Origin of the sequence: Hyalangium versicolor (assembly GCF_020103695.1) — a bacterium.
GTDB lineage: Bacteria > Myxococcota > Myxococcia > Myxococcales > Myxococcaceae > Hyalangium > Hyalangium versicolor.
Genome location: NZ_JAHXBF010000010.1, coordinates 34,824 through 56,519, shown reverse-complemented (window position 1 = coordinate 56,519; position 21,696 = coordinate 34,824). Strand labels below are relative to the sequence as shown.

The following is a 21,696-nucleotide window of genomic DNA, read 5'->3' as shown; positions in this document are numbered from 1 at the left end:
CGCGGAGGTGCGGGAGGGCGCGGACTCTACTGAACGCTCGCCGCCGTGGAAGCAGGACCTGTGGCCGCCGCCAGATACAGGAAAGCCGGATTGATACGGAGGATTCCATCCACGTACGCCACCGCGTACGGCGCGCCAGACACCCGGTCCACCTGCACCGGACCCGTCTGCTGGATTCCCCAGTGCGTCAGCAGTGTCCGAGCCACCAGCTCCGCCGCCTCGCGCTCCGAGAGTCCCTGAAGGCTGTCGCGGCGATCATCAGGCCAGTGTTCACCGGTGCGCCCGTCGAACGTGAGCTGCAGCACACCGCCCGCATCCGGCGCCTGGAGCAGGTCCATCCGCGACCCGAAACCGGGCGCCGCCACCAACTCGCCGTGGTGGCTGATGGGGAAGAGCACCAGCGCTTGCGCCGCCTGGCCCTCCTCCTGCTCGGACAGCCGCGCCAGCTCGCGGAACAACTCCTGCCGCGTGGCGGGAGACTCGAACTCGAGCGCCTCCGGAGAGCTGGTGAGCGCCTGCCGCACGCTCAGCGAGGAGCGAACGGGAGCGCCCGTGCCGCCACAAGCGGTCAGGACGACGACGGAGAGCAGCAGGCCAGGGACCCAGCGACGCATCAGGCGGAATATACCGATCACGGCCCGGGGCAGCTAGATAAACTCGGAGGCATGGGTCTGGGTGCGAACCTCACCGTCGTTCTCCACCAGACGCGCTCGCCGGACAACCTGGGCGCCGTCGCTCGGGTCATGGCCAATTTCGGCTTCTCGCGTCTCATCTTGTCCGACCCCGCCACCTATGCCTTCCGAGGGGCGGAGCGGCTCGCCGTCAAAGGTGAGTCCGTGCTCGACAGGATGGCCGTGGCACGCGATCTGCCCGAGGCTCTCACCGACTGCGTGTATGCGGTTGGCACCACTTCTCGCACCCAGCTCCGAGGGCGAGTGGCACTCACCCCGGAGGAGGCGGTGCGACGTCTGGCGCAGGAGAGCGCTCGGGGGCGGGTGGCGCTGGTGCTCGGGGGAGAGCAGCGGGGCCTGTCCGATGAAGAACTGGCGCACTGCGCGGAGGTGCTGGTCATCCCCACCAGCGAGGTGCAGCCGTCGATGAACCTGGCGCAGGCGGCGGCGGTGCTCCTCTATCTGTGTGGCCGAGAGGGAACCCAGGAGCCGGTGCCGGAGGCCTCCGAGCCGGGTGCACGCATGGGCACGCTGGGCGCGCTGAGCCAGCGGATGCAGGAGGTGATGCTGTCCGCGGAGTTTCTCAACCCGCAGGCGCCGGAGCACGTGCTGCACGAGCTGGAGCGGACGTTGATGCGAGCGCGGCTCTCCCAGCGCGAGGCGGAGCTGTGGCTCACGGCCTTCAAGCACCTGGGGCGTGCGGTGAAGCGAGGCGCCTCCACTCCATAGAAGGAGGGAGGCGCCCGGAGAAGCGAAGCTGAAGACGGGGCTAGGCCGCCGCCGCTGCTGCTTCCTTCTTGTAGGTCTCGTTGTAGTGCTTCTCGCACAGGCCGCCCTTGAGCACCTTGGTGCGGCAGTCGGCCTTGGAGCAGGTGCGGTAGCGCGAGTGGGGCAGCTCACCCTGGCGCCACTTCTTGAAGTGGAAGAAGCAGTAGCTCTTGGCGCGATAGGGGCGCTTGCAGCCCGCGACGGAGCAAGCCTTCTTGCCGCCGCCCTTGGCAATGCGCGGCCAGTTCTTGTGCGGATTGGTCTTCTTGGCTTCCTCAGCCATGGGTTTTCCTCTCTGTTGCAGTGCTAGCCCGGACGCCACGCCTGGTGGCCCGCCCGGAACCGAAAAAGGCGCACTGTGTAGCTCCCGCGCGAGGGGAACGCAAGCTGGGCGGCGATCAGGAGGCCAGGCGCCGGCTTCTGGCCGTCAGGGAGACGGCGTGGCACCGGGCTCGAATTCGGGCCCCTCGGCCGCCGGAGTCACCGGCAACCCGGCCCGATCGGGCCCCAGCCGAGAGCTGGTGGGCTTCCGAGGAGGCGAGCCCCTGGAGGCCACCGCCGGGGCCGCCACCTCGCTGGCCGGCGGCTCCTCCAGCTTCACCCGGAGCTTCATCGGCTGCTGCCCCCGGCGAATGTTCAGGACCACCGTCTTACCCACCCCCCGGGCTGCCACCTGCCAGCGGAGCTGGTGCGCCCGCTCCACCCGCTGGGTGCCCAGCCCGACGATGATGTCTCCCGGACGCAGGCCCGCGCGGAATCCGGGGCTGTCCGCCGCCACACTCGAGACCACCACGCCCCTCGCGGAGTGCGAGAGCCCCAGCTCCTCGGCCACCTCCGGCGAGTAGTCCAGGACGTCGATGCCCAGCCAGCCCCGGCGCACGTGGCCATACGCCTTGAGGTGGGGGAGCACCGCCTTGGCGATGTCGATGGGCACCGCGAAGCCGATGCCCTGGCCCGCCACGTTCACCGCGTTGGCGATGGCCACCACGTCCCCGTGCAGATCCAGCACGGGCCCACCCGAGTTGCCCGGGTTGATGGAAGCGTCCATCTGCAGATAGTCGTAGTCGCCCTCGCGCCCGTTGGGCGTCACGTCCGTGCGGCCCTTGTAGCTGATCACCCCCACCGTGACGGAGTGCTCCAGCCCGAAGGGGCTGCCGATGACGACGATCCAGTCCGCCACCTCCACGTGAGAGGCCGACGAGAGCTTGAGGGCAGGCAGCCGGTGGCCCGCCTCGATCTTCAGCAGCGCGCAGTCCGTGCGCTCGTCCTGGCCGACGATCCGCGCGGGGAACTCCTCCTGGTAGCCGTCCGGAGTGTTCACCTTGATCATCACCTCCGAGGCGCCCTCGATGACATGGGTGCTCGTGAGGATGTAGCCGTCCGGGTGGATGATGAAGCCGGAGCCGATGCCCTTCTGCTCCTCGGCGGGAGCCTCCGTGCTCACCTGCCGGGTGGTGATGGACACGACCGCGGGCATCGCCGCGCGCGCCACCTGGCTGAGCGTGGAGCGCTGCTGATGCAGCTCCTGGCCCCGCGCCTCCAGCCACAACCGCCCGGCGCCCTCACCGGCCGCGCGTGCGGATCCTGCCACCATCAGCGCGCACGCCGCCGCCGCCAACAGCACGCCCCTGCTCTGCGCACTTGCCATGGAACGCCTCCCACACCCCTCCACCGCTCCCTCGAAGCTAGGGAGAGGCGGGGAGAACAGGAAGCGGGGGGCATTCCGGGCTCGGAGCTCCCTTACTTCTTCTGTGCAATCAGACGGTTCACTGCCTCACGATCCTCGGCGGTGATGCGCTCGCGCGGGGCCGACTCGGACTTCTTGCCCACCGCGTCCTTGGCCTCGTCCAGCGCGTCCTCCAGCCCGTCCTTCACCCGGTCCATCCCGTCCCTCATCCGGTCCATCTGCGAGGGGTGCACGTTGCGCTTCCACGCTCGCTCCATGTGGTCCAGGGGCGTGCGGCCGTCGACCTGTCCCTTCGCCAGGAAGATGCCCAGCCCCACCGCGCACGACGTCCACACCAAGAACTTCAGCAGACCCATGTGTTTACATCCTCCTACCCTCTCGTACACCGAACGGGAGGAGAGGGCCAGTTTCCAACGCGGGCAGGAAAGGTCGCTGACAGGGGAGGTGGGGGCCTTTAATGTGCGCGGCCTTGCAGCCCGAAGAATTCTTCCAGGCCGCCCAGGCGAAGGCGGCGCAGATGGACGTGAGGCGCAGCGGGATTCCGGCGGCGCTGGAGCGCTTGAGGACGGACGCCTCGGCGCTGTTCGCGCGCATCCCCGAGCCTCCTTTATACCGGCGCGCGGAGGATCCAGCGCGCAAGGCGGCCGAGGCGCTGCTGCCCGAGGCCCAGCAGGTGCTGGCCCAGGCCATCGCCGTGACGTGGGCGCCCGAGGCCCCTCCTGTGGCGCACGGCATCCTGGCGGCGGTTCAAGCGCACGCCGAGGCGCTCTGCCACACGGTGGACGGGCGGCTGGGGCCGGCGGAGGAGGCGTGGCGTCGAGCGCTCGAGCTGGAGCGGGCGGCACACCCCACGCGCAGCCTGGTGACGCAGGCGCCCGCGGCTCCACCGGTGTTCGACAAGGCGACGGGGGCCTCCCGGTACGATCCGCGCGAGGCACCGCAGGCGAAGGTGAAGCTCGTGTGCCCCAACACGGGGTGCAAGCGGATAGGCGACTACGCGTTCACGCCGAGTCACGCGTACCACCGGTACGTGTGCCCGGCCTGCAACACGCCCTTCCTGGCGTACTTCGGCGAGCTGCGCACGCTGGAGGTGGAGGCGCAGCGCAGCTCGAACCGATACCTCTTCACGGTGGACGAGGTGGGGGGCGGGAGCAGCGCGCGCATCGACTTCGAGGAGGCCAGCGGCGCCGAGTTCCCCGCGGCGCGGCGGGACTTGCTGTGCTTCCTCTATACGGAGGCGCGGGAGCTGAAGGTGGTGGTGAACATCACCAACGGGCGGCTGATGTGGATCAGCCCGGCGGCCTCGTGCTTCCTGGCGACGGCGGCGTTCGGGGAGGGGGCTCCCGAGCTGGTGGCCTTCCGGGCGTTCCGGGACGACGTGCTGCGCCACCATGGGCTCGGTCGGGCGTTCATTCGTGGCTACTATCGGTATGGCCCGGAGCTGGCGGCTTGGGTGGTGAGGCACCCGCGGGTGAAGATGGGGGTGCGCGAGGCGTTGACGTTGGTGCACCGTGGCTTGACGAGGAGTGGACACACGTGACGCAGCCGGTGACGACGCCATCTCCCGAGGGAGCACCCCCGCCGCCCGCGCGCCGCAGCGGAGAGTTTGTCTCCAAGCTGCTGCTGGTGCTCACGGCGTCCTTCGGGCTCGCGGGGCTGGTGTACCTGGGGGTGATGGAGGCGCAGCGCTCGAAGCTGGTGCCGGACGGAGCGGCGCCGCCCTCGTTCCAGATGGAGCGCTACGGTGGAGGCAAGCTGGCGCTGAGCGACTTGCGGGGCAAGGTGGTGATGCTGGACTTCTGGGCCACGTGGTGTCCGCCGTGCCAGGAGGAGATGCCTTCGCTGGTGAAGCTGGCCAAGGAGTACGAGAGCCAGGGCCTGGTGTTCGTCGCGGCCAGCCGAGATGACGACGACGTGAAGGAAGAGCTGGTGGACCAGTTCGTCAAGCGCAACCTGCCGGACCTGGCGCCCTACGTGGTGTACGCCAACGACGAGGTGGCGCGGGCCTTCCAGATCGAGGCGCTGCCCACGCTCTACTTCCTGGATCGCAATGGCAAGGTGACGGACGCGGTGCGCGGGATGATGCCCGAGCACTCCCTGCGCCGGCGCATCGAGCAGGCGCTGAAGCAGTGAGGCGATGAGCACCTCGAGCGATGGGCTGGTGGGGCTCTGGGGGCGTGCGTTCCTGAACCTGGAGCCGTACCTGGATCTGGCGAAGCTGGAGTCGCTGGACGACGAGATCTGCTACGCGCTGGCCCAGGTGCAGACGAGCTACACGGGCGGCAGCCACAAGGCGATGGGCATCATGCCGCCGTCACTCGCGGAGGATCCGTATATCGACTACGGACAGGTGATCCGCGGCTTCAGCAAGGAGGAGTTCGCCACCTTCGTGTCGTTGGGCCGAGAGCCCGAGGCGTTCGATGCGAAGCAGCGGCACACCTACGAGTTCGGCGAGGAGCGGGACCATCCGCTCACGCGCGAGCAGATGCTCTTCCTGAAGTTCAAGCACGGCGTGTACTTCCCGTGGAAGGTCTTCTACGAACTCGTCCCCGGCGGCTACTGGAGCGAGAAGAGCACGGCGCAAGGGAAGGACTTCACGCGGGAGGCTCGGCTCTACTTTCCGCGGACGGTGGCCTTCGTGCGCTCGTTGCCGTTCCGGGAGATCGGCCGCTGCACGCTGCTGGGGCTGGAGGCCAATGATCACGGCACCGTCCACCGTGACGGTGAGCCCGAGGACCAGACGGCACCGGACCACTTCATCACCGTGTGCCCTCGGGGCAACAAGCGCCTGTTCCTGTGGGACGAGCAGGCGCGGCGGAAGCTGCCGGTGACGGGCCGCGCGTACTGGTTCAACGACTTCGACTACCACGGCGTGGAGGCGGATCCGTTCTTCCGCTACTCGCTGCGGGTGGACGGCGCCTTCGAGCCGGAGTTCCTGGAGCGGCTGCGCCGGGACCACGCCGTTCCCGCTGGGGAGTGAGGCGTCAGGTCAGCGCGGCGAGCTTCTCGATCATCTCGTGAGGGCCCGGGAGCTTCGCCATCTCCTCCTGGACGGCACGCGCTGCTGCTCGCATCTCTCCGTTCTTGAGCACTCGATCGAGTGCTTCTTCCAGGGGCGCCCGGGTCTCGGGGACCGGTGAGAACACCACCGCCACCCCGCGCTTTTCGGCTGCCGCGGCGTTGAAGGGCTGGTCCGCTCCCTGGGGCAGGATGAGCTGGGGGATGCCGAGCGCGAGTGCTGTCCAGGTCGTGCCTGCCCCTCCGTGGTGCACGATCGCGCTGCAGCTGGGGAGCAGCTCGCTGAGTGGCACCCAGCCGGTGGCGCGCGCGTTCGCTGGCAGGGTTCCCAGGGACTGCAGGTCCGCGCCGCCCAGGGCGAGCACCACCTCCACATCCCGCTCGGCGAGCACATCCACCACGTTCTTCACCGCCGACACGCCGCCCATCCCGGGGATCACCGAGCCCAGCGTCACGCAGATCCGTGGGCGCGTGGGACGCTCGAGGAGCCAGGAGGGAAGCGCTCCGTTCGAGCCGTTGTAAGGCACGTAGCGCGTGGGCCAGCCCGGAGGGAAGTCGTCGTTGAGCATGCTCGGAGGCGTGGGGTGGAGCAGCGCCGCGGGGCTGGCCAGCTCGATGGTGCGCCCGTGGCGTTCACAGGCCTCGGGGGGGATCAGCCACGAGAGGGGACCCATCATCTCGGGAGCCATGGGGAGGCTGGGCGAGTGCGCCACCACCGGCACGCCGAGGACTTCCGCAGCCAGCCGGCCCAGCACGTGGAGACGCGGGTAGATGACCAGCGTGGGCCGGAAGTCTCGGGCGATGCGGATCGTCTCATCCGTCATCAAGTCGGCCACCTTGGCGAAGGGGGAGGTTCGGCCGGCTTGTCCCCAGGGGGAGGCACTGCCTGGGCCCGGCGGCGTGGCCGGCTTGTTGGAGAAGGGGGAGCTCTTCCCGGCGCCTGCCCAGGGAGGAGGGGTTCCCACAGGCATGGCCGCTCGGTTCGCTGCGATCGTGCTTCGGAACACCTCGTCCACGTTCACGCCCGGCGCGGCATCGAAGGCGTGCAGCCCGGCGTGCCCGCAGGCCTCGAGTCCCTCGCCCGTGGTGGCTACCCTCACCGTGTGCCCCGCCGCGCGCAGTGCCCATGCCCATGGGACGAGGGGGAGGAAATAGCCGAGCAGAGGTGAGCTGCAGAAGAGGACTCGCATGGTGCACTCCGGAGAAGAGAGATGCACCGAATCCTGTCCGCGGCCCTGAGCGGCGTCTCAGCGGTTCGTGCGGAGAATAGGCGTTTCGTGCGCGGTGGGCTGTTGCTCGCGGCGGAAGCGGAGCGGCGTACAGCCGTAGCGCTGGCGGAACATGCGCGCGAAGCGGCTCGGGTCCCCGAAGCCGCAGGAGAGGCACACTTCGAGAACGGTGGCGCTCGATGTGCGCAGCAGCTTGGCGGAACGCTCCAGGCGCAGCTCGGTGAGGGCGCGGTAGGGGCTCGTCCCCACCTGGTCGCGGAAGCGTCGGAGGAACACGAACCGCGGCAACTCGGCGGCCCGCGCCAGATCATCGACGGTGAGGAGCTCGCTGTAGGAGCAGGCCATCAGCTCCAGTGCGCGACGGATGCTCGCGTCGGGCGAGCGCTCCCTTGAGAGGGGAGGGCCGCGCACCAGACAGAAGGTGAGGGCGTCGCTCAAGGCGCTCAGCTCGGGATCTTCGGTTCCGAGCCCCAGGTTGATCTGCTCGGCCAGGCAGCGGGCGAGCCGGGTGATGCGCTGATCCGAACCGAAGACGTGCGGCTCCTCCGCCTCTGGGAACGCGCTCTCCAGCTGCGCGGCCGCATCCGCGATCCATTGGGGCGAGAAGCGCACCTGGTGGAAGACGGCGGAGCGAAAGCGAGGAGTGTGTTCGATGGTCGAGGGGATGAGCAGGCACGCACCGGCGGAGGCCTCGACCCATCGGCCACCGAACATCATCTCCATGCTTCCCTGCTCCACCCAGTTCAGCTCCAGCCCGGGGTTGTGATGCTTCGGCCCTTCGACGGTCCGTCCCTCCGCCCAGACGGAGGTGATGTTCACGCGTTGCGCGATGCGCCGCGACGCGGCGTCGGCCTTCATCCATGGGACGTGCCGTCTGCCGGACTCGAACAGCATCCAATCCACGCCCGGCCCACCGGGGATGGCCTGTATCCGCTCCACGAGTTGTCGGTCGAACCCAGCCGGCATGGCGGACAGGGTAGCGCGCCTGATGACGAGGCAGGAAGTGGACGCACGAGAGGGCAGCCCCGGGCGGGGGACATGAATCGAACCTGTCTGACAGGTGGACAGGTTGGCGCGCATCGCGCCCGGAGGGGACCTCCTTCGCACGCTCAGGTGAGTACTCGCACCGACGGTGCGACAAGCAGGCTCCCGGGGGTGGAGGCTTTCTCCTTCAGGGACCTACCTGAGGGGGATTAGCATCCAGGCCATGGAGCTTCGCCCCCTGTACCTGCTCACCTTCAGTGGGATCACGGTTCTCGTGCTGCTGCTGCTGTTCCGGGCCGGTCAGCGGCTGCTGTCGCCCCAGCACACCGTGAGGCAGGACCTGGAGCACGACAACACGGCACGGGCCCTGCTCCAGGTGGGGCAGGTGCTGAGCATCTTCCTCATCGCCGGCTCGGTGGTGCTGGGGTGCGCGCAGGGCGAGAGCGTGGCCCAGGACGCGCTCTGGGTGGCCGCATATGGCCTGCTGGCGCTGGGGCTGCTCGCCGCGTTCGGGCACCTGGGGGTGAAGGTGCTGCTGCGCGCTCGGCTGCTGGCGGAGATCGAGCGCGGCAACACCGCGGCGGGGTTGGCGGCCGGGGCGCACTACCTGGCCACCGGTATCATCCTCGCGCGCTCCATCTCTGGCACGGACCTGGGGATGCTGGGCATCTCCCTGGTCTTCTTCGTGCTGTCCCAGCTCACGCTGCACGCCTTCGTCGTGCTCTTCCGCACCCTCACCCGGTATGACGACGCGGAGGAGGTGCTGGGCGAGAACCTGGCTGCGGCGCTGAGCTACGCGGGCGTCACCATCGCCGTCTCCCTCATCGTTGGCCACGCGGTGGAGGGGACCTTCGTGGGGTGGGGCGCCTCGCTGCGTGGCTATGCTCAGGCGCTCGTCTTCATCCTCACGCTCTACCCGGTGCGCCAGTTGCTGGTGCAGACGCTGTTGCTCGGGGCGCCTTTCAAGCTGCGAGGCGGCCGGCTGGATCAGGGCATCGGTGCGGAGCGCAACCTGGGCATGGGCGCACTGGAGGCGGTGAGCTACCTGGCGGCGGCCTTCCTGGTGACGCGCCTCGGATGAGCACTCCCTCTCTCAGCTATGCCGCGCTGGCGGAGCGTCTGCTCGCCACGGGCATCGTCACGGATCCGTGGCTGTCCGGGACGCCGCGCTTCCGCGCCGAGCCGCTGCTGCTCCCGCGCGAGCGTCAGGAGCGCCTCTACCGGGCAGCCGAGGACGTGGCGGCCGTCTACCACGAGCTGACCGTGGCCTGCGCCGCGTCCCCGGAGTTGCTGGAGTCCTTCTTCGGGCTCACGCCGTTCCAGCGGCTGATGTGGCAGGCCTCGCAGCCGTTCTGGCACGGCATCGCCCGGGCGGACGTCTTCGCCACGAAGGACGGCGGGCTGGCGGTGTGCGAGCTCAACAGCGATACGCCCACGGGTGAGGCGGAGGCGGTGCTCCTCAACCCGCTGGTGCAGCCCTCGTGGCCGGGGACGAAGGACCCCAACGGGCAACTGGGCGAGCGGCTCTGCGAGATGGTGGAGTCGCTCGCGGCGCGGCTGCTGGTGCCCGTGCCGGAGTCGCCCGCCCTGGGCATCATCTACCCCACGGAGATGCCCGAGGATCTGGCGCTCGTGCGGCTGTACCGCGCCTGGTTCGAGTCGCGCGGCTGGGCGGTGCGGATCGGCTCCCCCTTCAACCTCTCGGGGGGGCCGGACGGGCGCGTGCGCCTGTTCGACGAGCCCTGTGACGTGCTGCTGCGCCACTACAAGACGGACTGGTGGAGCGAGCGGCTCCCCGTCTGGGACGACGAGGATCCGGCCGAGGATCTGGCGCCTCTGGCCGAGCCCCTGTCCCTGGTGATGCAGGCGTGCCTGGAGGGCCGGTGCGTGGTGGTGAACCCGTTCGGGGCCGTGCTCACGCAGAACAAGCGCGCCATGGCCTTCATGTGGGAGCACCACGAGCGCTTCTCACCTCGAGCCCGCGCCACCATCCGCGCCTTCATCCCCTACACGGTGCGCATGGAGGCGGTGCCGGTGGAGGAGTTGGCGAAGGACAAGGCCGACTGGGTGCTCAAGTCGGACTACGGCGCGGAGGGAGACGAGGTGTTGGTAGGCCGCCTCACGCCGCAGGACGAGTGGAACGCGGCGCTCGTCCACGCGGTGCCGGGCCGGTGGGTGGCCCAGCGCTACTTCGAGGCGGAGGAGGCGGAGGGCGGCGAGTCGATCAACCACGGTGTCTACGTCATCGCGGGCGAGGCGGCAGGCCTCTACGCCCGCGTGCAGCGCGGTGCCACGGACACAGGGGCCTTGAGCGTCCCGGTGCTCGTGACGCCCTGAGGGAGGGCCGGTGGCGGAGCGAGACAAGGGCAAGAACGAGCCAGAGGACCTTCCGTTCCTGCGCAAGGTGACCACCCGTCAGCCGGGCATCGTCGGCGCGCAGTGGTGGAACGAAGGCCTCTCGGAGATGCAGGATCCGATGAGCCGGCGTTCGGCGCTCAAGGCGCTCGCGGCCCTGGGAGGCGTGGTGGCCGTGGGAGGTGGGATCATCGCCGCTGTTACCGGCGTGACGTCCGATCCCATCGAGGACCGGGACACGCTGGAAACCCAGCGCGCGCAGGGATGGAACTTCGGCGCTCCGGACGAGGCGCTCTCCTTCGTGGGACAGTCCTCGGTGGCGTACGACGCGAGCTCGTTCGACACGCTCGCCACGGGGATGGCGCCCCGGCAGGACTCGCTCAAGCCCTTCTACCAGGCGACGCTCTTCCAGGCGCTCGCGGAGGTACCGGGGACGAACTGGGAGGGATTGCAGTCGAAGAGCGCGTTGAAGGGCACGCTCAGGCCCATCTTCACCCCGGCCATGGACACGGCGTTCCGGCAGGGCCTGGCATTGGAGAGCCTCTTTCCCCAGGGCCAGGAGGTGTCACGCACCACGGCGGTGTTCGTGGATCTCCCGGGCCCCGAGACGGTGGCCTTCTCCACGGGGCTGGCTCGGCGCTTCGAGCCCATCTACACGTTCGACAACTGGCCTCACCCTCGCGGCGTGGTGCCCGCGCACCTCACGCTTGCGGCGGTGGTGTACTACCGCCCGCTCCTGGATCGGCTGGCCCGAGAGCGGAGCACACCCGCGCCGCCCGTGTTCGTGCTCGATCGCAACCGCCTGCTGCCCTTCACGGACGTGAAGAAGCAGTTCGACAACCGGTACCTCGTGCGGTTGCCTCCGGCTCAGAGCCTGAAGGGATTGGGGATCCAGCACGTGCTGTACATCGTTCCAGGCGACGTGCCCTTGCAGGAGCTGGACGACATCAACGAGGACTTCGTGAGCTACCGCGAGGCAGGCATCGACGTGAAAGCCATGGCGGCGAGCGACTTCCAGCCCGCGGATCCCAAGGCGGAGGACGCGCTGACGCAGCCGTACACAGCCGACGCGCTGGCCGCGTTGCCACGACAGCCCTACTTCTTCGGAGGCTCGCCGCAGAGCCACTCCATCTTCTGGGGGCTGTATCCCTGGTGGCGCAACCGCCCGCCGAGCGTGGATCCGAGCAGCCTTCCTTCGCAGCTCTCGCGCGGTCACTACTACGAGCCCCAGCGCCGCGCGACGATGTTCACACCTCCTCCCAACTCGGCCTCCGGAGCGCCACGGCAGAGGCCCAATGGCTTCGCCAAGGTCCAGGTGCGGGTGGCGCGCGGGACGCAGCAGATCCTGGGGTTCGCCCACGGCTCCTACAGTTCGTGGAACCGCGCGCCGACGTCGAGCAGCTACTCGAGCTACGGAGGGTGAGAGGGCACCATGGACTACTCCATCTTCGCGATGCAGATTGTGCGGCCCATGCAGACGCCTCGGGATCCCGTGTACGAGCGGCTGCACGCGATCATCACCTCCGGCTCCGAGCGCACCACGCACGGGCAGCGCTACGGTTTCTATCGGAAGATCTGCTACGCGCTGCTTGACGTGTCCTCCGAGTTCAAGTGGGGCGTGTGGGACTATTGGGATGATCCCTCGCGCGCACCTGGGGACTTCCAGGATTGGGTGGACGGGCTGAAGGGCAAGGAGGCGCGCTCTGCTCCGGCACCGGAGGACGGGCAGTCGCGCTACTGCGTGTTCACGATGTCCCTGCTGCTTCAGCACGGCAGCACGAGTGACAAGCGGCTGGGAGCGCACCTCAACATCTCCGAGGAGAGGCTGTGGAAGGTGGAGACCTTCCAGCACATCCTGAAGGGCATCTCGATGCTCAACTTCCTGCACGTGCAGTCGGAGGTCGTCTACCTGCTGCCTGGAGATGATCCCGAGTACGGGCTCGTGCTGGATGATCTGGGGAGCGACAACTACCACTACCTGCGCGTGCTCACCTGAGCGAGGTGCGCGGCGGAGTCAGAACCACGTCTCCCAGACCGTGCCGGACACATCGAGCGCGGCGTGGGCGGTGGCGGAGATGCGGTCCTTCGGGCCGGTGAAGGGCTGGATCTGGTGGAGGCGATAGCTGTCGAGGATGACCAGGTCCCCTACGGAATAGTTCGCGTCAACGTAGGAGCGCTGGGGGAGTTCGTCGGGCACGTCATCGCTGCCCTCGTAGGTGACGTCCCACAGGCGCAGGGCTCCGCCGGACTCAGGGGGCTGGAGCATGAGGACGAGCGTGAGGGCGCGAGAGCCCTGTTGGCACTGCTCGTCGGAGAGTCCCTCGGTATCGAAGTGGATGTCTCCGCCGTGGTGGGACAGCCACTGTCCCGCGGGGAAGATGTGCACACCGGGGCCGCACCATCCCGGGCGTTGGGGCGCAGGGGCGCGTACGAGCGTGGCGATGGCATCGCGCAGGCTCGCCTGGAGGCCGGGGAGGAAGCGCTCGACCTGGGCATCTGAGGTGCGGGCCTGAGCGAAGTATTCGTCCTCGCGGTCCTGTTCGAGGTGCGTGTACCAGGCACGTCCGAGAGAGAACTGGACGCCGCCGAAGTCGGAGATCCAGAACGGCCTGCCGTCATAGACGCGGCGGGTGAAGTGGGCGCAGGACTCGCGGGAGAGGAAGCCGGGCACGCGCACGCCCAGGTGCGTGTCGAGCAGCTCGAAGACGTCGGAGCTGCCCGAGCGAAGCGCTTCCCACGGGCGCTCGGCGAGGGTGGCGTGAGTCGGCGCGGCCATGAGGGTGGACGATGGAGCGCGCCTGCCCGGAGCGTCAAGCACCCGAGGGAGCCTCACCCGACTCTGGTGGGCTCCCAACGGGCACTCACCGAGGCTTCTCAGGAGAGGACTTCGTCTCCTTCGGAGCAGCCGGAGCCGGAGCCGGAGCTGTGCCCTTCGCCGGTGCCGGAGTCGGAGCCGCCGCGGGAGCGGACTCCTTCTTCGCGTCCTGCGCCGCGCCGTTGGGTGTGACGGGTGGAGTCGCGGGAGCAGGCACTTCGTGCGGAGGCGTCTCCACCTCATCCTTCACGAGGCGGAACTCGACGCGGCGGTTCTTGGCGCGGCCGAGCGGCGTGGTGTTGGGCGCAATCGGCCGTTCGAAGCCGAAGCCCTGAGACCGCAGGCGCTTGCGCGCGATGCCCTTGCCCACGAGGTAGTCCAACACCGCCTTGGCGCGGCGGTTGGACAGGTCGAGGTTGAGCGCGCGAGCGCCCACGTTGTCGGTGTGCCCTTCGATGAGGACGGGTCCGAGCTCGGGGTTGCGAGCGAGCACCGAAGCCACCTCGTCGAGCAGCTTGAACGACTGCTTGCGGATCTTCGCCTGGCCAGTCTCGAAGAGGATGTTGCCCTTGATGCGGATGCGGTCGGACTCGACGACCACATACGGCGGAGAGTCGTACGGGCAGCCGTTGTTCTCCGGCGGGCCGAACATGTCCGGACACTCGTCCTCGTTGTCGGGCACCTCGTCGCCATCACTGTCCGGGCAACCCTCGTACTCCTTGGGGCCGGGCTTCTGCGGGCAGGCGTCCAGGTGATCGGGGATGCCATCCCCATCGGAGTCGAGATCCGCAGGGCAGCCCTTGAGCTCCTTGGGGCCGGGCTTCTGCGGGCAGGCGTCCAGGTGATCGGGGACACCATCTCCATCGGAGTCCATGTTCTCCGGGCAGCCCTTGAGCTCCTTGGGGCCAGCCTTGTCGGGGCACGAGTCCTCGCCGTCGGCGATGCCGTCGCCATCGTTGTCTGGATCCGGGCAGCCGTCGTCATCCTGGAAGCCGTCGCGGTCCTCCTTTTCGGTGGGGCACTTGTCGCGCGAGTCGGGGACACCATCTCCATCCGCGTCGAAGATGGACTCCTCGTAGGTCAGGGCGACCATGACGCGGAAGGCCTCGCGGCCGTAGCCACCATGCAGGCCGATGCCGCGGCCCAGGTTGAGCGTCAGGCCCCAGGGCCCGGAGATCCGGGCGCGAGCGCCCACCAGCGCCTCCCACGGCGTCTTGAGGGAGTCGGCCTGGCTGAAGTTGAAGGGAGCGGAGGAGGGCGTGGACAGGTGCATCTCCGCCAGCGCCTGGAAATTCGTGAGGCGCCCCACGTCGGGCAGATCCACCACCGCGCCGGCGCCGAGCGTGAACTCGTCATCCACATAGAGGTTGAGGTACTGGGCGTGACGGCGGAAGCGCCAGCCCACGTTGCCCAGCAGGCGCACGGGGCCGAACGAGCGTTCCACCGCGAGCCGTGGCGCGAAGAGGACCCGGCGCTCACCGAGGAAGCTGTATCCATCGCCCGTGGGCAGCCGCACCTCGCCCACGAGGGCGAGCCCCACCGGATAGACGGACGGATCCAACAGGTGGAAGCGCGGAATCAGGCGCAGATCCCCGAGCCCCACGTGGCTCACGCTGGCGGCACCTGGGAAGTCCTGCGCTGCGAGTGCGTCTCGCAACAACTGGAAGTGATCTCCCTGATACACGGTGAAGGGCAGATCGGCGGCCAGCTCCACGCGGGGGTGCAACTGGTACGCGAAGAGGGCGTGTGCATCGAGCCGGTAGGGGATCAGATCTCCCAGCCGCTCCTCGCCGAGCTTGAGCGAGAGGATGCTCAGGTTGAAGTCGAGCAGCAGGGCGGCACGGAGGCTGCTGACGGGAGCAGGCCGAGCACCCTCGAGCGCGATGCCACTGTCCTGGGCCGCGGTGGCCTTGACCGGGACGGCGTCGAAGCTGCGCTCGAATGGATCATGGTCAGCGCGGGCGGTGAAGCCTCCTACCAACGCACAGACAAGCACCAGGCGGACCGTGGCCTGGCGCAGGAGCCCGGGGAGACAGGGCTCGCGGAGCAGTCCTCGCATGGGTCCGCTTATACCCCGTATCTGTCGAACAAAAAGAAATACGCGAGGCGACAGGAAAAATGCGGGTTTCTACTGTCGCCTCGCTACCGAAACACATGAAACAGGCTGCGAGCCCGTCACTGCTCCATGAAGGAGCTGGCGGGGATCAGCTCGATGGAGTCGGGCTGGAGCGAGAGGGGGTGCTGGACGATGGCCTTGTCCACCTCGAGCAGCTCCAGCGGCTTGGCGGAGGCGTAGCTGAGCGGCTGGACCTTCTGGGACTTCAGCGCGTTGACGAGCGCCGGAGCGTCCTGGGTGACGAAGACGAAGCTGAGCGCGTCGGGGCGCAGGCGGCGGCGCACGGCCTCCTGGACCGAGTCGGGAGTCATGTCGCTCAGGGCCTTGCGGTACTGCTCGAGGAAGTTCGGCGTGCCGAAGAAGAGCGAGTCGATGGTGTAGCCCAGGCGCCGCTGATCCGTCTGTTCCCACAGCCGCGTGTAGTTCATGAGGAAGCCGCGGACGACCTCGAACTGCTCGCGAGGCATGCCCTGACGCACGAGCCGGTCGAGGTAGTAGACGGCGCCGTGGGTGGCGAAGACGGCGTTGGCCGGGACCACCGGCCGGATCCACAGGGTGAGATCCTGCTGGGTCCGGGCGATGTTGGGACGGCTGTAGGTGGTGCCTGGAGCCTCGAGGAAGTGCTCGGCATAGGCGTAGTCGCCGTAGTTGAGGCCGCGCCGCTCGCGCAGCTCCTGGAAGAGCACGCCGTGGAACTGGCGGTGCTCGCCCAGGTACGAGAGCGCGAAGGCCACCGGGAAGAAGTCGGGATCGCCTCGGCGCAGCGGCGTCACGTAGCCCATGGAGACGGCGGTGGAGAGCGTGGGCTTCTGGATGACGACGGCGCGGCCGGGCACGACGGGCACGGGAGGCAGCTCCACACGAGGAGCGCCGGTGGCGGGCAGCGCGGACAGGCGCGAGGTGACGGACTTCTTCAGCGCGTCATCCACGGGCCCGGCCAGTCCGATGACGAGCCGATCCTGGGTGAAGATGCGGCGGGCGTGGGCCTTCACGTCGTCGAGCGTGAGGGACTGGAGCCCCTGCACGGTGCCACCGACGAAGTGCTCATAGGGGTGGCCGCGATAGAGGAGCGCGTCGAGGGCGGCCTTGCCGAGCTCCTCGTCATTCTCGTTGCGCAGTTGGTTGCGGACGGCGTTGAGCGCATCGGTGCGCAGGCGCTCGAACTCGTTGGGATCGTAGCGGGGCTCGAGCAGCACGTCGGTGAAGATCTCGAGGAAGCGCGGCAGGAAGTCCTTGTGGACGCGGCCGGAGAGGGTGGTGAACTCCTTGTCCGGGAAGACGTTCAGCTCGGCGGCCATGGGGAAGAGGACCTCCAGGAGCTGAGCGGAGGAGAGCTTCCGGGTGCCGCCCTCGGCCAGCAACTGGGCGGTGAGCGCGGTGAGGCCCTCCTTGCCCTTCGGGTCATCCACGGAGCCGCTGCGGAAGACGAGCCGGAAGCTGACGATGGGGTTCTCGGCGCTCGCCTGGACGACGAGCTGCATGGGAGCGGGCTGCTTCAGCGGTGTGGCCGAGACCGGCGGGAGCGGAGCCGTGAGCGCCTGGGTCTTGGGCGCAGCCGGTGCCTGGGCCGCGGCAGGGGGAGGCGGCTCGGGCGGAGGCGTGGGCTGGGGCCCGCTGGCACAGGCGCTCAGCCACAGCGCGGAGGCAAGGACGAGAGCGGTTCGAGTGAAGGAGATCATCACGGCTTGCCTCCGGCGGCGGGCGTGAGGGTGAGGACGGTGAGGTTGGAGTCGACGAGGTACCGCTTCGCGAAGGAGACGAGCTGATCGGGCTGCACCTTGGCGACGTTCTGGAGGTGGCTGGAGAGCGCTTCCGGAGTGCCGAAGATGCCGGCGTAGAAGGCGAGCTGGCCGGCCACGTCATCCGGAGACTCCAGGTTCATGAGCAGGCCGTAGCGGATGTTGCTCTGGATGGCCTTGACCCGGGCCGCGTCCACCTTGCCGGTGGCCAGCTCCCGGATGGCGCGAGTGAGGGCGGTCTCGACCGAGGCGCGATTCTGCTCGGCCTTGAGCGTGCCACCGATCATGAACAGGGAAGGATCGCGGTGCGGATAGAAGTCGCTGCCGATGGACTCGGCGAGCTGCTTCTCCAGCACGAGCTCCTTGTAGAGCGGACTGGTGGGACCCACGAGGTAGGCGGCGAGCACGGACTGGATGGCGGCGCTGGGAGTCGCTAGCGCGGCGGCGGGCGTGTGCCAGGCGAGCACGTGACGGGGCAGGGTGCTCGAGGGCCAGTCGACGTGGGTGGTGCGCTTCTCCTTCTGGCTCGGCTCCGAGGGGATGGGGAGCGTGGCCACCTTGCGATCCCACGGGCCGTACTGCGCGCGGATCTGCTTCATGAGGGCCTCGTCGTCGAAGTCTCCGACGACGAAGATCAGGGTGTTGTCCGGGGTGTACCAGCGCTCGAAGAAGGAGCGGCTGTAGGCATAGGCCTCAGGCATGGCCTTGATGTCCTCGTAGAAACCGAGCGTGGTGTGGCGGTAGGGGTGCTCCTTGAAGGCGGTGCCCAGGAGCTGCTCCTCCATCTTGAGTTCCGGACGCGCCTCGTTCTTGTGGTACTCGCCGAGCACCGCGAGCGCCTCGGTGCGGAACGAAGCCTCGGCATACTCGAGGTTGCGGAAGCGATCGGCCTCCAACTCGACGAGCGCGTCGAGCCCGGAGGAGGGCCCATACGAGTGGTACACGGTGAAGTCGTCGGTGGTGTACGCGTTGTCGTCGTAGCCGTAGCTGGCGACGATGCGATCGCGCTCGCCCTCGGGGTGCTTCTTCGTGCCCTTGAACATCATGTGCTCGAAGAAGTGGGCGAAGCCCGTCTTGCCGGGCTCCACCTCGTTGCGCGAGCCCACGCGCACCACGGTGTAGTAGGCGATGAGGCCGGGCGAGCGGAACGGCACGCGCACGACGGTGAGTCCGTTGGGCAGCCGATCGACTTTGAGGGGGTAGGGGAAGGCCTCGGTGCTCGGCTGGGCGGCGGCGGAGAGGGCCGGGGCCAGCAGGAGCAGGAGGAGGGGGAGGAATCTGCGCATGCGGTGACCTCAGAGCGGCCGAGGTGGGTAGACAACCTCGGCGGTGGGGCACCCTACGGCGTCAGGTACCCTGGAGGGGAGGCAAGCATGAGTGAATCTGTTGGGGAGTGTGTGGGAGACCGGAGGGACAGGTACGTCAGGAGGATTGAACTTCCTCCGTGAGCGGTTACTGTAGAAGCGTCGAACGAAAGGGGGCGACCTGGTTTCGACGGGGGCATAGAAGCCCGAGACGCGTGCCGAGCCGTCAGTGACTCGTTAAACCGCTGGCAAAAGACACAAAAGCCAACGACAACGTTGAGCTCGCGCTGGCTGCCTAACACCAGCTCTTAGCGCGCGGTCCTCCTGCTCTCGGCCCGTGGGGTAGGGTAGGACCGTCATAATGCGGGCTGGCTGCCAAGGGATCCTGGGCCCGAGGTGGCGAGATCTTCCAGGACCGGCTCGGAGTATCCCGTCCGTGGGAGCCTTCGGGACGTAACAAAGCGCGGACTACGCACGTAGGGTCGAAGGGCGGAAGGCTTTCGGACGCGGGTTCGATTCCCGCCGCCTCCACTGCAGCACAGAACCCCGTGGCGCCATTAAGGTGCCACGGGGTTTTCTTTTTCGGTTGAGGCCGCGAGAGGCAGCCGGACGAGCTGGCCGCGCTCGCGGCGCTGGATGAGGAGGGAGACGCAATGAGGAATCTGCGCTGCGGCTTCTCGGTGGCCTTCCTTCTGCTCGCGACGGCCTGTGTTTCCATCGTCGGCGGACCAGGTGGAATCGCACCAGCGCAGTTCCACTTTTCCCCTATCGTCTCGCTCAAAGGGCGGGGTCCAGGTGGATGGAAGATGGCACGGCTGATCATCACGCTTGCGCGTGTGTCGGAGGGTGGAGTGCACAATGTGCCGTGCCGGGTCCAGGTGGAGGTGCCAGAAACCAACTTCCTCGGGACAGTCGACGATGGCCTCGCCGAGGCTGCTGCAGCCGAGGCTGCTGATGCCGCCGCGGAGCTGGTTCTCCCCCAGGGCCTTGTCTCGGCCGTGATGTGTGAGAGGTTTCGTCAGGAGATGCAAAAGCTTCTATCGGTGCCAGTTCCTGGCGCCCGAGTTCGCGATTTCATCGATATGTAACCTCACTGAGACTCGCATGGATCCTTCGGCCCCTCCTTTCTCCACTCCTCAGCTCCTTGAGGTGGTGCACCGCTACTACCCCTCCTTTGTCCGCAGTAGCGACGAGGGTTATGGCAGTTCGGAGCAGTATCAGCGCCTGTTGAAGACGCGTCAGGAGGCGTCCAGCAGCTCGGCACGCTGGGAGGAGTTGCTCCGCCGCCTCGAAGAGGCTCTTCCACACTTCAGGGTCGAGGACTGGACCGCTCTCTTCTCGAACGACAACTGCTGGCGTGCCAGGCTGTATCTCCCAGCGCCCCCGCTTCTGGCGAATGGCACCAAGGAAGTACGCGCCGTCGTCGTACTCGTCAGCATCATCGCTCCTGTCTTCGTGCTCTACAGCTCGTTTCAGCACCACGTGGGTAAGCGAGCCTCACCCTCGCGAACCTTCTACGGCGATATTCCGGAGACCAAGCCCTACGTGGAGAAAATCGAGCCCCTCGTGCGCTCTTCTCTCCAAGTTCAGCGCTTGCCCACCGAAGTGCTCTTCACCTCCGTTCCCGACATTCAGTGCGGCAATGTGCATATGGGTGATGCCCAGCTCATCGATTGCCTCTTTACAGATGATCGCTGGTGACCTCGGGCGCCCTACTCCACCACCCGCCACGCGGATCCTGCACGAACGTGTGGCGGGCAACGCCCCCTTTCAGGGCCTCCAGAGCCGCTGTGACGTGCCTTGCTGCATTGCTACAGCAGACCCGTGTTGGGGCGCTCTCAACACATGTCGGCGCGGAGCACGGAGCAGCGTAAGCGGCTGGAACTCCTATAGAAACCGCGCTCGACCGCTCTGTAGAGCTCTTGCCGGAAGTCTCCGGCGGCGGGTTCGATTCCCGCCGCCTCCACTGCAGCACAGAACCCCGTGGCGCCATCCAGGTGCCACGGGGTTTTCTTTTTCGGCCGAGGTCGCGAGGGCAACTGGACGAGCTGGTCGCACTCGTAGCGCTGGCCGGGCCGTCAAGGCAGGTTGGCCAGATCGTCGCTGAAGAGGGCGTCGAGAAGCGTCGGAGGCGGATCGGAGCTGAGAGAGTTGAGTTGCCCGATACGAATACCCTGCAATGGCACATGAGCGAGCTGCCGCGGGAACGGGCGACATTCCAGGACTCGCTCCACGAGCTGTGCCAGCGCAACGGCGTGGGGCTGGATGCCAGGCGCAGGCTCGAAGGTCAGCTGCTGACGTGAAGCGCGGCGGATGAGGAAGGGGCTGCTGGCTGACGCCGCGCTTGGACGCTCCGTGTCTCGGTGCGGGTACCAGTGCTGTGTCGTGACGTAGACGACGTAGAGCGGCGCAAGGACGCTCACCGCGACTGCCACACGGGTGACGAGCTGATCGCCGTCAGCAGCGGGTTGCGCTTTGTAGATCTGGCAGCGCAGGCAGGCTGAGACGAACGGCTGTGTCCCACCCCCCGATGGCATGCTCCGGAAAACTTGTCCGGAGTTCGTCCATGAACGCACCCCACTTTTCCCAACGAAGCGCCCGCTCCCATGCAGCCATGAAGCGCTGGTGCTCGGGGGTACGCTGATGGGCTGGAGTGGGCTCACTGAGGTCGTCATCCTCTGGAGGAAAGCCTTGGGGATAGAACTGGTGAGCGATACGGACCAGGTCCTCTTGCGTCAGGTCACTCATCGTCCGCCGCCCATGAGAATGTCGAAGAACACTGTCTCAATGCCTTGGGTCCGACACTCTGAAACGCGAGCTCCGGCGAGCTCGTCCTTGAGCATTCGCTCGTACTTGCGTTTGAACTGGATGCAAAGGGCGGCGATCATTTCTCCTGGGCGAGCATCTGCCAGAACCGTGTGGGCCGCACGATTGGCGATGTCCGCCGAGGCCCATTGAGCCAGTTCCAACGTGCATGCGCGCAACCTGTCAGCGATGCGCCGCCCCACAG

22 protein-coding genes and 1 other RNA gene are annotated in these 21,696 nt (G+C 67.8%); 11 read left to right on the top strand and 12 right to left on the bottom strand.

All coding sequences use genetic code 11. From position 1 onward, the window contains the following. Positions 1–26: 26 nt before the first annotated feature. The gene (locus KY501_RS21410; protein WP_224365086.1) at positions 27–614 is read right to left on the bottom strand and encodes a hypothetical protein; all 588 of its coding nucleotides are present in this window, start codon (positions 612–614) and stop codon (positions 27–29) included. A gap of 51 nt (positions 615–665) precedes the next feature. Between KY501_RS21410 and KY501_RS21405 the strand changes: the two genes are divergently transcribed. Further along, positions 666–1,400, top strand: a complete 735-nt coding sequence (locus KY501_RS21405; protein ID WP_224365085.1) for an RNA methyltransferase — start codon at positions 666–668, stop codon at positions 1,398–1,400. Between the two features lie 40 nt (positions 1,401–1,440). On the opposite strand, the gene KY501_RS21400 is transcribed toward KY501_RS21405, so the two are convergent. The 3 genes from KY501_RS21400 to KY501_RS21390 all read right to left on the bottom strand — a co-directional run bounded on the left by KY501_RS21400 (position 1,441) and on the right by KY501_RS21390 (position 3,482). Beyond that, the gene (locus KY501_RS21400) at positions 1,441–1,722 is read right to left on the bottom strand and encodes a vegetative protein (protein ID WP_224365084.1); all 282 of its coding nucleotides are present in this window, start codon (positions 1,720–1,722) and stop codon (positions 1,441–1,443) included. Positions 1,723–1,866: 144 nt separating this feature from the next. Further along, positions 1,867–3,087 carry a S1C family serine protease gene (locus KY501_RS21395; protein WP_224365083.1) on the bottom strand — a complete coding sequence of 407 codons (1,221 nt, stop codon included), beginning with the start codon at positions 3,085–3,087 and terminating at the stop codon, positions 1,867–1,869. Positions 3,088–3,179: 92 nt separating this feature from the next. Next, the gene (locus tag KY501_RS21390; protein ID WP_224365082.1) at positions 3,180–3,482 is read right to left on the bottom strand and encodes a hypothetical protein; all 303 of its coding nucleotides are present in this window, start codon (positions 3,480–3,482) and stop codon (positions 3,180–3,182) included. 101 nt (positions 3,483–3,583) lie between these two features. On the opposite strand from KY501_RS21390, the gene KY501_RS21385 reads away from it, so the two are divergent. From KY501_RS21385 to KY501_RS21375, 3 genes are read left to right on the top strand one after another with little or no spacing between them, the layout of a single operon-like run. Then, a complete protein-coding gene (locus KY501_RS21385; RefSeq protein ID WP_309242983.1) occupies positions 3,584–4,666 on the top strand; it encodes a CFI-box-CTERM domain-containing protein in 1,083 nt (360 codons plus the stop codon). Continuing rightward, positions 4,663–5,259, top strand: coding sequence for a TlpA family protein disulfide reductase (locus KY501_RS21380; RefSeq protein ID WP_224365080.1), 597 nt, complete (start codon positions 4,663–4,665; stop codon positions 5,257–5,259). Before KY501_RS21385 ends, KY501_RS21380 begins: the two co-directional genes overlap by 4 nt. A gap of 4 nt (positions 5,260–5,263) precedes the next feature. Further along, positions 5,264–6,106 carry a hypothetical protein gene (locus KY501_RS21375; RefSeq protein WP_224365079.1) on the top strand — a complete coding sequence of 281 codons (843 nt, stop codon included), beginning with the start codon at positions 5,264–5,266 and terminating at the stop codon, positions 6,104–6,106. Positions 6,107–6,110: 4 nt separating this feature from the next. Here KY501_RS21375 and KY501_RS21370 read toward each other — a convergent pair whose 3' ends face one another. Both KY501_RS21370 and KY501_RS21365 read right to left on the bottom strand, forming a co-directional pair. Continuing rightward, the gene (locus KY501_RS21370) at positions 6,111–7,334 is read right to left on the bottom strand and encodes a nucleotide disphospho-sugar-binding domain-containing protein (RefSeq protein ID WP_224365078.1); all 1,224 of its coding nucleotides are present in this window, start codon (positions 7,332–7,334) and stop codon (positions 6,111–6,113) included. A 57-nt stretch (positions 7,335–7,391) separates the two neighbouring features. Then, positions 7,392–8,339 (bottom strand): AraC family transcriptional regulator, encoded by a 948-nt coding sequence (locus KY501_RS21365; protein WP_224365077.1) that lies wholly within the window; start codon positions 8,337–8,339, stop codon positions 7,392–7,394. A 241-nt stretch (positions 8,340–8,580) separates the two neighbouring features. Here KY501_RS21365 and KY501_RS21360 point away from each other — a divergent pair, with 241 nt between their 5' ends. From KY501_RS21360 to KY501_RS21345, 4 genes are read left to right on the top strand one after another with little or no spacing between them, the layout of a single operon-like run. Further along, a complete protein-coding gene (locus KY501_RS21360) occupies positions 8,581–9,438 on the top strand; it encodes a DUF350 domain-containing protein (protein ID WP_224365076.1) in 858 nt (285 codons plus the stop codon). Beyond that, positions 9,435–10,694: a glutathionylspermidine synthase family protein gene (locus KY501_RS21355; RefSeq protein WP_224365075.1), complete on the top strand. Its 1,260-nt coding sequence runs from the start codon at positions 9,435–9,437 to the stop codon at positions 10,692–10,694. Before KY501_RS21360 ends, KY501_RS21355 begins: the two co-directional genes overlap by 4 nt. A gap of 10 nt (positions 10,695–10,704) precedes the next feature. Continuing rightward, positions 10,705–12,135 (top strand): hypothetical protein, encoded by a 1,431-nt coding sequence (locus KY501_RS21350; RefSeq protein ID WP_224365074.1) that lies wholly within the window; start codon positions 10,705–10,707, stop codon positions 12,133–12,135. A 9-nt stretch (positions 12,136–12,144) separates the two neighbouring features. Continuing rightward, positions 12,145–12,708: a hypothetical protein gene (locus KY501_RS21345; RefSeq protein ID WP_224365073.1), complete on the top strand. Its 564-nt coding sequence runs from the start codon at positions 12,145–12,147 to the stop codon at positions 12,706–12,708. Positions 12,709–12,726: 18 nt separating this feature from the next. On the opposite strand, the gene KY501_RS21340 is transcribed toward KY501_RS21345, so the two are convergent. From KY501_RS21340 to KY501_RS21325, 4 genes are all read right to left on the bottom strand, one after another. Then, on the bottom strand, positions 12,727–13,488 hold the full coding sequence (locus KY501_RS21340) for a 2OG-Fe(II) oxygenase (protein ID WP_224365072.1): 762 nt from the start codon (positions 13,486–13,488) through the stop codon (positions 12,727–12,729). Positions 13,489–13,573: 85 nt separating this feature from the next. Continuing rightward, positions 13,574–15,586, bottom strand: a complete 2,013-nt coding sequence (locus KY501_RS21335) for an OmpA family protein (RefSeq protein WP_224365071.1) — start codon at positions 15,584–15,586, stop codon at positions 13,574–13,576. A 116-nt stretch (positions 15,587–15,702) separates the two neighbouring features. Next, on the bottom strand, positions 15,703–17,322 hold the full coding sequence (locus tag KY501_RS21330) for a M16 family metallopeptidase (RefSeq protein WP_224365361.1): 1,620 nt from the start codon (positions 17,320–17,322) through the stop codon (positions 15,703–15,705). After that, on the bottom strand, positions 17,322–18,668 hold the full coding sequence (locus KY501_RS21325; RefSeq protein WP_224365070.1) for a M16 family metallopeptidase: 1,347 nt from the start codon (positions 18,666–18,668) through the stop codon (positions 17,322–17,324). Before KY501_RS21325 ends, KY501_RS21330 begins: the two co-directional genes overlap by 1 nt. Positions 18,669–18,858: 190 nt before the next feature. On the opposite strand from KY501_RS21325, the gene ssrA reads away from it, so the two are divergent. The 3 genes from ssrA to KY501_RS21310 all read left to right on the top strand — a co-directional run bounded on the left by ssrA (position 18,859) and on the right by KY501_RS21310 (position 20,387). Further along, positions 18,859–19,220: a transfer-messenger RNA gene (gene ssrA / locus KY501_RS21320) on the top strand. 119 nt (positions 19,221–19,339) lie between these two features. Continuing rightward, positions 19,340–19,774 carry a hypothetical protein gene (locus tag KY501_RS21315; RefSeq protein WP_224365069.1) on the top strand — a complete coding sequence of 145 codons (435 nt, stop codon included), beginning with the start codon at positions 19,340–19,342 and terminating at the stop codon, positions 19,772–19,774. Positions 19,775–19,790: 16 nt separating this feature from the next. Next, positions 19,791–20,387 (top strand): hypothetical protein, encoded by a 597-nt coding sequence (locus KY501_RS21310; protein WP_224365068.1) that lies wholly within the window; start codon positions 19,791–19,793, stop codon positions 20,385–20,387. Positions 20,388–20,764: 377 nt separating this feature from the next. Here the strand turns inward: KY501_RS21310 and KY501_RS21305 are convergent, their stop codons facing one another. Beyond that, complete coding sequence (locus tag KY501_RS21305; RefSeq protein WP_224365067.1) at positions 20,765–21,223, bottom strand: hypothetical protein; 459 nt, start codon at positions 21,221–21,223, stop codon at positions 20,765–20,767. A gap of 207 nt (positions 21,224–21,430) precedes the next feature. After that, positions 21,431–21,694 (bottom strand): hypothetical protein, encoded by a 264-nt coding sequence (locus KY501_RS21300; protein ID WP_224365066.1) that lies wholly within the window; start codon positions 21,692–21,694, stop codon positions 21,431–21,433. Between the last annotated feature and the right edge of the window lie 2 nt (positions 21,695–21,696).

Coding starts and splice junctions, on each gene's coding strand:
- KY501_RS21360 (WP_224365076.1), top strand. CDS start 8,581: ATGGAGCTTCGCCCCCTGTACCTGCTCACCTTCAGTGGGATCACGGTT.
- KY501_RS21385 (WP_309242983.1), top strand. CDS start 3,584: ATGTGCGCGGCCTTGCAGCCCGAAGAATTCTTCCAGGCCGCCCAGGCG.
- KY501_RS21325 (WP_224365070.1), bottom strand. CDS start 18,668: ATGCGCAGATTCCTCCCCCTCCTCCTGCTCCTGCTGGCCCCGGCCCTC.
- KY501_RS21400 (WP_224365084.1), bottom strand. CDS start 1,722: ATGGCTGAGGAAGCCAAGAAGACCAATCCGCACAAGAACTGGCCGCGC.
- KY501_RS21375 (WP_224365079.1), top strand. CDS start 5,264: ATGAGCACCTCGAGCGATGGGCTGGTGGGGCTCTGGGGGCGTGCGTTC.
- KY501_RS21330 (WP_224365361.1), bottom strand. CDS start 17,322: ATGATCTCCTTCACTCGAACCGCTCTCGTCCTTGCCTCCGCGCTGTGG.
- KY501_RS21370 (WP_224365078.1), bottom strand. CDS start 7,334: ATGCGAGTCCTCTTCTGCAGCTCACCTCTGCTCGGCTATTTCCTCCCC.
- KY501_RS21355 (WP_224365075.1), top strand. CDS start 9,435: ATGAGCACTCCCTCTCTCAGCTATGCCGCGCTGGCGGAGCGTCTGCTC.
- KY501_RS21395 (WP_224365083.1), bottom strand. CDS start 3,087: ATGGCAAGTGCGCAGAGCAGGGGCGTGCTGTTGGCGGCGGCGGCGTGC.
- KY501_RS21410 (WP_224365086.1), bottom strand. CDS start 614: ATGCGTCGCTGGGTCCCTGGCCTGCTGCTCTCCGTCGTCGTCCTGACC.
- KY501_RS21405 (WP_224365085.1), top strand. CDS start 666: ATGGGTCTGGGTGCGAACCTCACCGTCGTTCTCCACCAGACGCGCTCG.
- KY501_RS21390 (WP_224365082.1), bottom strand. CDS start 3,482: ATGGGTCTGCTGAAGTTCTTGGTGTGGACGTCGTGCGCGGTGGGGCTG.
- KY501_RS21345 (WP_224365073.1), top strand. CDS start 12,145: ATGGACTACTCCATCTTCGCGATGCAGATTGTGCGGCCCATGCAGACG.
- KY501_RS21340 (WP_224365072.1), bottom strand. CDS start 13,488: ATGGCCGCGCCGACTCACGCCACCCTCGCCGAGCGCCCGTGGGAAGCG.
- KY501_RS21365 (WP_224365077.1), bottom strand. CDS start 8,339: ATGCCGGCTGGGTTCGACCGACAACTCGTGGAGCGGATACAGGCCATC.
- KY501_RS21310 (WP_224365068.1), top strand. CDS start 19,791: ATGGATCCTTCGGCCCCTCCTTTCTCCACTCCTCAGCTCCTTGAGGTG.
- KY501_RS21305 (WP_224365067.1), bottom strand. CDS start 21,223: ATGCCATCGGGGGGTGGGACACAGCCGTTCGTCTCAGCCTGCCTGCGC.
- KY501_RS21335 (WP_224365071.1), bottom strand. CDS start 15,586: ATGCGAGGACTGCTCCGCGAGCCCTGTCTCCCCGGGCTCCTGCGCCAG.
- KY501_RS21315 (WP_224365069.1), top strand. CDS start 19,340: ATGAGGAATCTGCGCTGCGGCTTCTCGGTGGCCTTCCTTCTGCTCGCG.